Here is a 12,614-nt window from a genome sequence, read left to right as displayed (position 1 = left end):
ACCTTACCTGTAACATTAGTTCCTAATGAGTCAGAATTGTTACAAGTCTGTTAATTCTGTTGCTCAAGATTCTTTTTCTCCGTTTCAGTCGTTTTTGCAGACTTCTTTTTCGCTTCCGACTCAGCAACTTTGAATCCGTCAACGGCTCCTGTTAAACTCTGCACTGTATAGTTCAAACTGGCGACAGTCCGTTTAAAGTCTTCGATTGAACTTGTAGTCCCTACAGCGGAATCACTCAAATCAGACATAGCTTCATTAATTTGTTCCGCACTATCCGCCTGATCCCCCATAGCCTGGGAAACTTCAGCAAACTTCGGCTTGAGGACTCTCACCTGTTCAGCGATCTGACCAAGATCAAAACTCATTTTCTCAACTTCATCAACGCTTGAACGGACTTCATTATTAAACTTTTCCATTTCAGTTACACCGGAACTTACAGCTGTTTGCATATCACGAACCATAAGTTCAATATCTTCAGCAGCAATAACTGTCTGGTCTGCAAGTCTTCTGATTTCTCGTGCTACAACAGAAAAACCCTGCCCGAACTGTCCGGCTTTCTCCGCTTCAATAGCTGCGTTAAGTGAAAGAAGATTCGTCTGGTCGGCAATTCTGGCAATGGTTGTTACAATCTGATTAATTTTAGTAGCCTTTTCGTTTATGGCTCCCAGTCTGGAGGAGACATCATCTGTAGAATTCACAAGATTGATGAGGGATTTTTCGCGTAGTGAAATATTACCTTGAAGAACTTCTGCTAAGTCTGCGGATTCAGAAGCATTTACGGCAACATCTTCCATTACTTCAACAAGACTTCTTGATGTTTTGCGGATGAGACTGCTTGTAGCAGTAACTTCATTAGTAGAAGCGGCCTGTCTGGTCACAGCTGAAGCAATATCGCCGACAGTCGCACTGATCTTTCTACCGGCTACAGAAACACTGTCTCCGGAATCTCGGACTTCAGTTATCAGAGATGAAAGCCCTTCTGTCATTTTCTCAAAAGACTGAACCAGATTTCCAATTTCGTTTCCTGACTTCATAATTTTGGACGCAAAGAATTTACCCCGAGCGGTGCTTCTCAAATTATGAATTGAAGTGTTCGCACTTTCTATATCGCCTTCTGCAATGAACTTAGCAATATCGGTGATGTGTGAAATAGGATTAAAAATCAAATTAAGACCGAAGAGTAAAAAAGCCAAAGCAAATGCAATAAAAAAGAAACCTATAAAAATAATTGTTCCAAAAGTCTGGTTAGCAACCATATCCATTGCAGAGAGCGGAATTGACGCAATCTGAGCACACTCAATACGTCCCGGTTTACGATAATACCCGTCATCCTTTTCAACCGGATATCTGTCTTTCATTGATTGCGGAGCTTGCGCCGGTGTACCGTGGCAAACCATGCATTCAGGTTTGTTGGATTCCCCTTCTGCAATTATATAATAATTAATACCATTAACTTTTCTAACGCCCTCCAAAAAAGGAGTTTTACCCTTTTTAGCAAGCCTATCAAGATCATCGATTATAAGAGCTTCATCTGCGGTTGCCATATTTAAAGAATTTCGCGGTTTAGTTGAAGCGGTTTTATACATAATCTCATGCTTAAACTGATCAGGAATGCGATTGAAAACACCGTTGGAAGTAAATGAAGTGGACTGCAATTCAGGCATAAATTGATCCTTCGGCAGCAGCTCTGTTGCCTTGGGACGAATCACCGCTCCGGTATATTTACGAACCGCCATCATAGAGTGCAGCATGATTTCAGCTTTACCCTGGTATTCCTGCATAAGAGTTTTACGGGTATAATTTGAAATCAGAAAAAGAATGGCAACTGTCAGCACCAGACAAAAAGCCACACACCCTATCATAAACTGTTTACGTATATTCATCTTCCACCCTCTTTGAAACTAAAAACAGTGCTGCTATTCAAAAACAAACTCGACCATTGAAAAATCATCGTCGTAATCTTCGCGCCCCTGCAGTTCCTTGGTGTATCCTAAAAGCATATCAATAGGATTACCGAGCGGCCCTGTTGTGGATTTCATAAAATTTACAAACCCGTCAAAGTCCCACATTTTACCGTCTGACACTTTTTTAAGTTCATAGACTCCGTCACTGTACAGGAAGAAGCGTGCACCATGGCATACTTTAATAGAATCGCTTGTATACTGCATATCCGGCATTCCGCCGACAATCATTCCCGGAGTTCTCAGCTGTGCAACTTCATCTCCATTCATAAGCAAAGCAGGTGGATGCCCGCCGCTGGAGTAAGTTAAAGTACGATCGGATTTTTTGAAAACCCCGTACCACATAGTAAAATATAAATTGTTCTGTTGATCCATCTGGAAAGATTCATTCAGAGCAAAAAGGACTTCATCCGGCTTATGAAAATCTGTATCCGGCAGCGTCTGCGAACGTAAAACGTTCATGGCAGAAACGGAAAGCAAAGCAGAACCGACCCCGTGATCACAGACATCGAGCAGATACATGGCAAAATGATCGTCATCCAGCCAGTGATACCCGAATGAGTCACCACCAAGGGAAGCAGAGGGTAGAAACCGCCAATCAGCCTGAATCTCACCTTTCTCAACAGGATTAGGCAGAAGTGAAGTTACATAATCCGCGGCAACAGCCAGTTCTTTACGCATTGCGTCTCTGCTTTCAAGAAGCTGTTTATAAGCTTCATTTCTCTGGAGCAGATTGATGTAACCTTTCGAGTGATATCTGATGCGCGCAATAAGTTCGATCTTGTCCGGCAGTTTAACCAGATAGTCATTAGCACCAAGGGCGAAGGCTTCAGCTTTAGTGGTGGCTTCCTCTTTAGTGGAAAGAACAATCAGCGGAATATTTTTAAGCTTTGAATTGGCCCGCATGAATTTTACCATGGTCATTCCGTCAATCTCCGGCATAACCAGATCCTGTAAAATCACTGTCGGCTCAAGTTTTTCGGCAGTGGGGATTGCAGTAGTGGGGTCACTGATAAAATGAAAATCTATGTCTTTTTCTTCAGCCAGCATTCTGCGCACAGCTTCGCCGACCATAGGCTGATCATCTATCAAAAGTACGCTGATTTTGTGCTCAGTCAGTAACTTCTCATTAATACTGGAATTTGTCATTTAGCCGTCTCCGTAAAACCGTTACTTAAAGTGTCTGATCAAAAGCTGAGCCATATCATCAATAGAACTTACTTTGCGAGCCGCGCCCATTTTAACCGCCGCGCCCGGCATTCCCCACACAATGCTGCTTTCTTTATCCTGAGCAACCGTAAACCAGTCCTTTTCTCTTAACTCAAGAAGACCTTTCGCTCCATCAGCACCCATTCCGGTCAGAAGAACCGCTGCGGATCCTGCAGGTAATCCTGCGGAGCAAAGACTTTTGAAAAAAACATCCACTGAAGGAACATATAAACATTCTCCGGGGCCGTCCGTAAGATGAACTATTCCCCCTTTTCTAAGAAGCATGTTCCTGTTTCCCGGGGCCAGCAGAACTTTGCCGGCCTTTAAAACATCACCCCTTTTTGCCAACTTTACTTCCAGCTTAGTCTGACTGTTCAGCCAATTAGCAAGATTTTCAGAAAAACTTCCGTCAACGTGCTGGATGATGGCAATAGCTGCCGGAAAATCAGCGGGCAAAGCTCCGAGAATAATTGCCAGAGCAGTCGGACCGCCTGTAGAACTTCCAATTGCAAGCAGTTTCGGTGGACTGTCAGAAAAAACTGCAGCAGGCTTAACCTCTTTAACTGTTTCGACCCCCTGTAATCTTCTGATCAATGAAATTTTAGCAATAAGATTCTTCGCCCCGTCAAGCTCACCGTTTATTCCAAACTCAGGGGTTGTCACAACATCGAGAGCTCCGGCTCCCATTGCTTCAAATACTTTTGAAGCATTACTCTCAATACTGGCCGTAACGATCAAGATTGAACAGGGACACCTTTTCATTATGCGCCGTGTCGCTTCAGCTCCGTCCATCACAGGCATAATAAGATCAAGCAACACAAGATCAGGAACATCCTGGCAACATCTGGCAACAGCTTCTTCACCGTTAAAGGCAATCCAGGCCACCTCAAATCCGGCTCCCACCACAATCCGCTTTATGACTTCCACGGCCATGGCCATGTCATTAACTATGCCTATTCTCACTTCGTAACCCCGCCGATCAAATCTTCTACAGCTGTCAGAAGTGTTTCGTCGTGAAAACTGCTCTTTGTAAGATAATAGTCCGCTCCGGCTTCAAGTCCGCGCAATCTGTCTTCCTCACGGTCTTTATATGATACCATCATGACCGGAATCGATTTCAAATTAGAGTCAGCCTTAATTTTTCTAGTCAGTTCCAGACCGTTCATTCTGGGCATATCAACATCCGTAACAACAAGATCGTAGTTACCTGTAACAAGTGCGTTAAAACCATCCATTCCATCAACAGCGGTACCTACTTCATATCCATGATTGGCTAAAAGCTTGCGCTCAACTTCCCGCACAGTTAATGAATCATCAACGACCAGAATATGCTGTACAGGGCCTTTCTCTACGACATCTCTACCAACTTTGCTGAGCCTTCCGCCGGAAAGAAGATTATCAATTGAACGGACAAGGTCTTCAGCATCTAAAATCAGCACAGGCGAGCCGTCTGGCATAAGGGCTACAGAATTGATATCAGGAACTTTCCCGAATCTATGGTCAAGCGGACGGACTACAAGCTCCTGTTCGCCCATAAAATCATCAACAACCAGCCCGTATTTATTCATACGGTCACTGATAACAACGACTTTAACAGTCTCTTCTTCATTTTTTGAGGTTTCTGTTCCAAGAACTTGGGAAGCAGGAATAAGCCCGACATTGCTGTTATCAAGAAAGACATACTGCCTGTCTTCGACCAGCTTCAACTGATCTGGCAAAATAGAAGCAATTCGGCTGATTCGGCTAAGCGGCAGAGCGAAAGGTTCACCCGAAATTTCGACCAAGAGAGTTCGAATTACTGAAAGTGTCAGCGGCAACTGCATGGAAAAAGACATTCCTTCACCGGGGACAGAATCAGCCCTGACAGTACCACCTACGTCCTGAACCATGGCGTGCACAACATCAAGCCCTACACCGCGCCCAGAGATTTCAGTGACTTTACCGGCTGTAGAAAATCCGGGGAGGAACAAAAATTCCATCAATTCGGAACGGCTCATTTCAGCCGCCATTCTGCCGGGAGCAAGTTTCTTTTCTACCACTTTAGCTCTGATGCGTTCAGGGTCTATCCCTCTGCCGTCATCACGTACTTCAATAAAAAGCATCCCGGCTCTGTGTCCGGCAATAACTTTAATGGTTCCTTTCGCAGGTTTTCCGGCAGCAATTCTCTCCGGTTCAGTCTCAATACCGTGGTCAACCGAATTTCTGATTATATGATTCAGCGGAGCTTCAAGCCTTTCAAGGATGTCTCTGTCAACAGCGGTGGATTCACCTTCAACCACAAAATCAACTTTCTTTCCAAGGGAGCGAGCCAGATCACGCACTAAACGTGGAAAACCTAGCCCGCCGTCGGAAAACGGTCTCATCCGGCTGGCCACAACTTCATTATAAAGCCTGCCTGAAATATTATCTGAACGCCTGCGATATGTTTCAAAATCTACTGCATACGTTGCCAGCAGTTTCTGATTCTCTGTCACAAGCGCTTTTATTTCGCTGATTATATATGGCAGCGATTCTCCTTTAGCTATTCTTTCTACGGAATCTTCAATAGCTTTCATAAGATCACGCTGTCCGGCTTTCAGCCTTAAAAGAGAGGAAGCAAATGTACCGAGCCTTCCGGCCTCAACCAGACTCTCTCCGGCAAGAGCCATCAGCCTGTTAAGGTTTCCGGCAGAAACTCTGACCACGGCAGCGTCATTTTTTGGCTGGTTGCTTACAGAATGCGAAGAGTCGTCAGTTGCAGGCTCATTTTTTATGTCAGAAACAACTTTCCCTATTAATTCAGAAGAAATTGGTTCTGCTTCGATCTCCACAGCAATATTAACAAGAGAAGGCTTAATCTCAGAAAGAATCTTTTTAACCTCTGACGCATCACCACGAAGCCCTTTCTCGAGCCTGTCCATAACCGGCTTCTTAGCTGCCAGAAAACCCTGAATCCCGTCTGTAGCAAGATGTGAAGCCTCACCGTAAATATCAGTTGCTGCGAGCAGCAGGTCTATCTGATCGGCGGTAAGCTTAATTTCCCCTTTCTGGCAGGAAACCAATAAATCTTCCATGGCATGAGCAAGATCGACGGCGTCCGTCAAACCCACGATTCTGGCGGCCCCTTTCATTGAATGGGCCGCGCGCATGAGAGGTTCAACCTTGTCGGCAGACTGGTTTTTTTCCAGTTCTAAAAGCCCTGCTGTAAGCGATTGCGAGTGGCTCTCCGCTTCCATACGGAAAAGGTCGAGCATGGATAAATCCGCAAGAGGAATATCTGCTTTTGGAGCAACAGAAACAACCTGTTCTGCCTGAGATTCTACGAGCAAAGGCTCTGCGAACACCACATCAGGAATTTCAGCGACTATAACTTCAGACAACACAGGCTTAGCAAATTCCAGAGCAGCACTCTGCATGGAAGACGAATTGTCAGACAGCCATGCTTCGAGTTTATCAGCGTCTGTCTTAGCCATTTCAGAAAAGAAATCCGTTGCGGCAAGCAACCTGTCTATATCCACGGAAACTAATACCCGTTCACCTTTACGACAGGCTTCTAGGACATCTTCCATGGCATGGGACAGTGCGACAACGCCATTCAAGCCGATAATACGGGCCGCACCTTTCAGAGAGTGGGCGGCGCGCATAAGCGGTTCAACTTTTTCAGGAGACTGATCCTTTTCAAGGTCAAGCAGGCCGGATGATAAAGACTGCGAATTACTTTCCGCTTCCATCCGGAAAAGGTCGAGCATGGACGCATCAGCAAGCGAAACACACTCTTTGGGAGGATCAGCCACAAATTCTGCAACAAAGACAGATTCTGACTCGCCCTTCGCAGCCGGTTCAGGAACGGCTGCTTCTTTTTTTTGCAGTGAGGTAAGGATATCCTTATGGACGGAACTGTTATCTTCAAGCCACTTATCCATTTCCTCAACTTCAACAGCGGCAAGATTCGATAGAAATTCAGCAGCAGAGAGCATGGCTTCAATAAAAGACGGTGAAACTGCTGTTTCCCCGTTCCGGCATAATTCCAGTGTGGATTCAAGAGTTCCTGCAACGTCTATTGCGTCAGCCAGACCGACAATGCGAGCTGCCCCTTTAATAGAAGAAGCTGCACGAATAAGCGGCTCAACCAAATCGGCAGACTGATCTTTTGCAAGATTAGGCAAACCCGAGAATAACACCTTGGTGTGGTTTTCAGCTTCCATGCGAAAAAGCTCAAGCATGGAAAGATCACCCATATCGCGCGTCACGTTAAATACTCCATGTCAGGCTGTCCAAATTTTCCACCACTATTTTATAATGCGGTTAAACGCTTCAAATAACAATTCTTCATCAAGAAGAGAAACCCGCTTTTGATCAAGATCAAACAACCCTTTAGTATAGGCTGCCGGAGCTTTTGAAATTGTAGCCGGAGCATCAAGCAATGAATCAGTTAAATAGTGATGCACCCCTAAAACTTCATCAGCCTCAAAGATCCATCGACCTGTACCACGGTCTAAACAGATAAATCTGCTATATACTCTGAACCCTTTTTCTTCTTCAGTCAGATATTCTTTATCAAGTCCCAAAAGTTCCCGGACCGAAACAACAGGTACTATCTGCCCCTGAAGGCTTGATAACCCTTTAAAATATTTTCCACTTCTATGTGGAACAGGGCGTATTTTTCTAAGCTCAAGCACTGAAACAAATACAAGAGAGGACAGAGCCAGCCATTCTTTTGAGATTCTGAACACAACAGCTCCGGAGGTTTCTGCTGTTTCTTCATCTTTAACTATCGAAATAGCCTCGGCATTTTCAGCCAGATATCCTTCAGGCGGCTCTCTATGTAACAGGCTGAGACCGGACTTGGCGAACTGCGGGCAATTATAGCAATGGCTCCACTTTGAGAGCTCAATGCATGACCTGTCCCCGACATACCCTATTTCATTCCAGCAGCTATCAAGCATCAGCCTGCCTCATTTTGCTTTTCGGCCCGCAGTACCCTGTTACGGAGAAGGCTGGCCTTGCGTTCATCACCTCTGGTTTCAACCAGCAGGGCAAGATGCACCAGAGAATCCACGTGCTGCGGATTCAAATATAATGCTTTTCCATAATACTCTTCAGCTTTCACAGGCTCACCCTGTGCCTCATAGAGCAAACCGCACAAATGCAGAAGATCCGCCTCGGGACCGTCAACCTTCAAAAGCTCCTGACATAACGATAAAGCTTCTCCGATTTGTCCTTTGTCTGCCAAATATCTAATATCTTCCAATGAAGTCTTTTTATTTTCAGCATGTTGCAGATCACTAAAATCAACCGAAGACTTAGTTACAACTCTTTTTATACGCTTTTCAAAAGGGCTTTTTACGCTGCGAACAGGCTGAACATCACGTTTGCTCTTTAGACAGCCAAAAGTCTTAATTACTTTGTCGTCACTAATGTTATCTTTCTTTTTAAAAGCAAAAGTTCCAGCCTTTCTTACCGGAGTAAAATACCTGTTGAACAGTGGCAGAGCTTCGGCATGTCCGACAAAAAGCAACCCATCCTGTTTCAGCCTTTCACTAAACATCTGGACTAAACAATCTCTGGAACTGTCATCGAGATAAATGATCAGATTTCTGCAAAAAATCGCATCGTATGGACCTGCAGGAAGCCCGCCTTCAAGCAGATTACCTGAATGAAATTTCACAACACTCTTAACTCGATCTATCAGCTTAAAACCCTGCTCGCACTTGTTAAAACAATTTTCAGCATAAAGAGGTAATTTTGACCTAAACGAATTATCTGCATAAACCCCTTCTTTGGCTTTCATCAATGCCCGCTTGCTGATGTCCACCGCATCAATTTTAATACGCTCAGGCGAAAGACCCGCTCCCATGAGAGACATTGCAACCGAGTATGGTTCCTCACCTGTAGAGCATGGCGCGCTGAGCACTTTATAAGTTTTATGCATACAACTTACAGCAGTTTCTGAAAGCAGTTCAAATGGTTTTGCATCCCGAAAAAACCATGTTTCAGGCACAACTATTTCTTCAATCAGCTCCGAAAGTTCCAGCTTATCATTTTGAACCAAAGTCAGATACTCATCTTCACTGCAACCTGTAACCCGCATTCTTACCTGCAAGGCGTATTGAATACCTGACTTACCAAGCGAATCAGGCGCAAGCCCCATAGCATTTTTAAGAATTTCTTGAAACGGCTCAAGATTCATACTTTACCTGTTAACCTGCTCTATTTCTTCCTTGGAAAAAAGAACCGTCCGCAACTCATCTGAAAGCAGTTTGCCAGGTTTAATAAGCTGGAGCATACCGCCTGCAACTCTCGCAACCCTGCCAAGCCAAGGGGCATCAGGAATATCCAGCCCCGAGGATTCAAAATCTGAATCCGAAATTTTCACAGTCTCAGTAATATTTTCTGCAATCATCCCCAGAAATTTTTTGCCGCGCTCTTCGGCAGGATCTAAATCAGCAAGATCCAGAACAATTACACGGGTACTCATTAAAGGCTTGCAAGGCTTATCGGTTGCAAGAATTGAAAGATCGACTACAGGAGTAATTATGCCGCGATAATTGAATATCCCTTTAATGTACTCAGGAGAACGCGGAAGTTCCTTATACACAGTAGGAGGGACAACTTCCGCAACGAGTCTGGCTTCAAGACCGTAAGCGTATTGCCCGATTTGAAAAGTAAGAACGAGCATTATTCACTCACCCTGAAGCGCGAAACTTCATCTCTAAGACCTTGAACAGCCTCATTAAGCTGAGAAGCCGCCCGGTTAAACTCTTTAAGGGATTCGGCAGTATGAGTTGCAGTATCTGAAAGTTGCCCCATGGCCTCGCTGATTTGTTCAGCCCCTTCGGCCTGCGCAGACATACCGTCATTAACCAGTTCGATCCTTGGATTAAGATCCTTGACACCTACCATAATACCTTCAAGCTTCTTACCAATTCTTGCAGCTTTTCCGGCTCCGCAGCGTACATCCTCCGCGAAACGGTCCATCTCAACAACACCGGAATCCACCGCAACACGCATATTTTCTATCGTCGTTTCAATTTCAAGAGCCGCAACGGAGGTCTGATCTGCAAGCCTGCGTATTTCTCCTGCCACAACCGAGAACCCCTGCCCGAACTTTCCGGCCTTTTCAGCCTCAATCGCCGCATTCAGCGAAAGTAAATTCGTCCGGTCCGCAACCTTTGTGATCGTGCCGACAATTCCTTCAATAGAATTTGCCCGTTCATTGATTCCGGCTAATTTATCAGTAATACTTGAGGTTGAAACACTCAGGTCATCCATAACCCGGATCATGGTTTTTATCCCGTCCTGCCCTTCCTGCGCCAGCATCGCCATTTTTGAGGCAGAAGCATTGACTTCACCCATTGTTCCGGCAAGTTCTCCTGAATTAGCTGAGATTTCCAGACTGGTAGCACTTATCTGAGTCGTTGCTGAAGCCTGCTGATTAAAGGTAATATCAAGTTGTCTGGCCGAGGCTGTTATCTCTGTAGAAGAAGTTGTTACCTGAATACCGGAACGTTGAACCTGCCCCACAAGAGAACCTAAACTTTCAACCATATTCCTGAACGCAAGATAAAGCTGCCCAGTCTCATCAAGACTATCTTGGCGATCGGCATTTTGGGCAGCATTGCCGGCATTAGGGCATATCTTTTCAAGAGTTTCAATAGAACGTCTGGCTCCGAAGATATCACCGTTTGCAATCAATTTGGCAATATCGACCATATGAATGATGGGATTGGCAATGAGCCCGCTTACGGTTGTTGAAATTACAATGGTCAATACCAGCAATATAACCCCTGTAAGGCCAAGCCAATGAGAAAGTTTTTCGACTGTTCCGGTCAGACGATCCCGAATACCGTTATATTCATCAAGATAAACTCCAGAACCTATAATCCACTCCCATGGAGCAAAATATGTATAAACAGAAAGTTTCATACGTCCTGTATCATCCGGTGCCAGCTTCCAGAGATATTCTTCGGTTAAAAGCTTCCCCTCTCCGGCCTTAACTGCCTTTGAAATCAACTGATCAATTAAGGCCGTGTCATACGTCCCTTTTTTCGCTTGTACTTGTTCTTCGGCACTGCTGAAACGTGATAAAATATATTTCCCTTTATTCTGCCCTTTAGCCCCGAGAATCCAGACAAAACCGGATTTGTTAATAGAAGTCTTAAGGACAGATCTATGCATATTATCAGAAATATCATCATGCATCTGGACACTGAGCATGCCGACAATATTTCCGCTTTTATCCTTAAAAGGGGAGTAAACAATGAACTTGATGCCATCGCTGTCTTCGCAGTGCCTGCTCACAGTCTGCCCGGCAAGGATCTCATCGATAACAGATTCACGCTGACCTTGATCATTTAGCGAATAATAAATTTCACCGATCACCATATTTTCTTTGCCGGCTTCAGTGGTGGTATCGACAACGAGCATGTCTCCCGTCTGGTTAAGACGCTGATAGACAGTACAATACGCGCCTGATATTTCGGAAGACTCTGCAAGAAAAGGAAGTGATTCGTTTTTCCGCTTATCAAAGGTTAAGCTGTAATCACCTATCATAAGCACAGGAACTGAAATGATTTTATCTTTTATCAGAGGATTAACAATGGTCCACGTCGATTCTTTTTCAAGAAGCCTGATATCTCCGCTGTCATCCAGCATTGACTGCAAAGACATTGAAGCGCGTTTAGTTTCACGCATGAGCGAGTCATTCGAAGTTCTGCATTCATCGTAAAGATCACTGGTAACCTGTGAAACATGTGAAGTTATGAGAGTGTGAATCTCCGAAGCTACACTTTCGCTTAAGCTTGATTCTAAAAGATGGGTAAGGATAAGCATAGCGACAATTGGGATAATCGCAGCTCCGCAGGCAATCGTTATAATCTTTTTTCTTAAGGAAAAGCGCATCAGGAAATTCCCGTCATCTCGCCTGAAAAAGAATGGCTGAGAGTTTTTTTATTACAGATTACAGATATTTTTTTAAACATAACAAAACAAGTAAGGCTCGGCTACACTCATAAACCCTTTCTATTTATTTTATATGATTAAATCAACGATAAGCAGGATCTAATCATATTTATTTTAAAATATTTTTTTACCTGTAAAGTGATTGATCATTTCAGCCGATACCTAAATTAAGACCTTGTAAACCGTTTCCACGCCGGATGAATGTTTCCACTCATGGAGGAGTGTATGTATTATCACGGATTTGATAATAAAACTGTATCTGCCAACAAGTACTGGACCAGCAAGGATGACGAGCTGGTATCCTCGCTATTTGCAAAAATCATCAACAAGACCGTAATCAGTTCCAATGCCGCTCCTGAACAAGATCACCTGGTAGAGCAGATGGTCAACAACCTTTTTGATTTATGCTTTTATATCAACAAAGACGTTCATAACTGCTAATTCAAAGACTTTACTTTTCACTAATGCAAAAAGCCCCCGGCTACCATTGGTAACCGGGGGCTT

General features: G+C 44.3%; 9 protein-coding genes. 1 reads left to right on the top strand and 8 read right to left on the bottom strand.

Annotation, left to right across the window (positions count from 1 at the left end; genetic code table 11):
- Positions 1-50: 50 nt before the first annotated feature.
- The 8 genes from B9N78_RS14205 to B9N78_RS14170 are packed head-to-tail and all read right to left on the bottom strand — an operon-like array spanning position 51 to position 12,050.
- On the bottom strand, positions 51-1,883 hold the full coding sequence (locus tag B9N78_RS14205; protein WP_085103450.1) for a methyl-accepting chemotaxis protein: 1,833 nt from the start codon (positions 1,881-1,883) through the stop codon (positions 51-53).
- Positions 1,884-1,916: 33 nt separating this feature from the next.
- Positions 1,917-3,110, bottom strand: coding sequence for a SpoIIE family protein phosphatase (locus B9N78_RS14200; protein WP_085103448.1), 1,194 nt, complete (start codon positions 3,108-3,110; stop codon positions 1,917-1,919).
- A gap of 21 nt (positions 3,111-3,131) precedes the next feature.
- Positions 3,132-4,133: a chemotaxis response regulator protein-glutamate methylesterase gene (gene cheB, locus B9N78_RS14195; protein ID WP_085103446.1), complete on the bottom strand. Its 1,002-nt coding sequence runs from the start codon at positions 4,131-4,133 to the stop codon at positions 3,132-3,134.
- The gene (locus tag B9N78_RS14190) at positions 4,130-7,399 is read right to left on the bottom strand and encodes an Hpt domain-containing protein (protein ID WP_085103444.1); all 3,270 of its coding nucleotides are present in this window, start codon (positions 7,397-7,399) and stop codon (positions 4,130-4,132) included. Before B9N78_RS14190 ends, cheB begins: the two co-directional genes overlap by 4 nt.
- Positions 7,400-7,438: 39 nt before the next feature.
- Positions 7,439-8,095, bottom strand: coding sequence for a chemotaxis protein CheW (locus tag B9N78_RS14185; RefSeq protein WP_085103443.1), 657 nt, complete (start codon positions 8,093-8,095; stop codon positions 7,439-7,441).
- The gene (locus B9N78_RS14180; RefSeq protein WP_085103441.1) at positions 8,095-9,339 is read right to left on the bottom strand and encodes a CheR family methyltransferase; all 1,245 of its coding nucleotides are present in this window, start codon (positions 9,337-9,339) and stop codon (positions 8,095-8,097) included. Before B9N78_RS14180 ends, B9N78_RS14185 begins: the two co-directional genes overlap by 1 nt.
- A 3-nt stretch (positions 9,340-9,342) precedes the next feature.
- Positions 9,343-9,828 carry a chemotaxis protein CheW gene (locus B9N78_RS14175; protein ID WP_085103439.1) on the bottom strand — a complete coding sequence of 162 codons (486 nt, stop codon included), beginning with the start codon at positions 9,826-9,828 and terminating at the stop codon, positions 9,343-9,345.
- Positions 9,828-12,050: a methyl-accepting chemotaxis protein gene (locus tag B9N78_RS14170; RefSeq protein WP_085103437.1), complete on the bottom strand. Its 2,223-nt coding sequence runs from the start codon at positions 12,048-12,050 to the stop codon at positions 9,828-9,830. Before B9N78_RS14170 ends, B9N78_RS14175 begins: the two co-directional genes overlap by 1 nt.
- Positions 12,051-12,335: 285 nt before the next feature.
- On the opposite strand from B9N78_RS14170, the gene B9N78_RS14165 reads away from it, so the two are divergent.
- Positions 12,336-12,551, top strand: a complete 216-nt coding sequence (locus tag B9N78_RS14165) for a hypothetical protein (protein ID WP_085103435.1) — start codon at positions 12,336-12,338, stop codon at positions 12,549-12,551.
- Positions 12,552-12,614 lie beyond the last annotated feature (63 nt).

This window comes from Desulfovibrio gilichinskyi, from assembly GCF_900177375.1.
Lineage (GTDB): Bacteria > Desulfobacterota > Desulfovibrionia > Desulfovibrionales > Desulfovibrionaceae > Maridesulfovibrio > Maridesulfovibrio gilichinskyi.
The sequence above is the reverse complement of the archived record's forward strand: the minus strand, read 5'-3'. Positions and strand labels throughout refer to the sequence as shown.

Bases quoted from the DNA above. Each gene is read 5' to 3' on its own strand.
- B9N78_RS14205 (WP_085103450.1), bottom strand. From the start codon at position 1,883: ATGAATATACGTAAACAGTTTATGATAGGGTGTGTGGCTTTTTGTCTG.
- B9N78_RS14200 (WP_085103448.1), bottom strand. From the start codon at position 3,110: ATGACAAATTCCAGTATTAATGAGAAGTTACTGACTGAGCACAAAATC.
- B9N78_RS14185 (WP_085103443.1), bottom strand. From the start codon at position 8,095: ATGCTTGATAGCTGCTGGAATGAAATAGGGTATGTCGGGGACAGGTCA.
- B9N78_RS14180 (WP_085103441.1), bottom strand. From the start codon at position 9,339: ATGAATCTTGAGCCGTTTCAAGAAATTCTTAAAAATGCTATGGGGCTT.
- B9N78_RS14175 (WP_085103439.1), bottom strand. From the start codon at position 9,828: ATGCTCGTTCTTACTTTTCAAATCGGGCAATACGCTTACGGTCTTGAA.
- B9N78_RS14170 (WP_085103437.1), bottom strand. From the start codon at position 12,050: ATGCGCTTTTCCTTAAGAAAAAAGATTATAACGATTGCCTGCGGAGCT.
- B9N78_RS14165 (WP_085103435.1), top strand. From the start codon at position 12,336: ATGTATTATCACGGATTTGATAATAAAACTGTATCTGCCAACAAGTAC.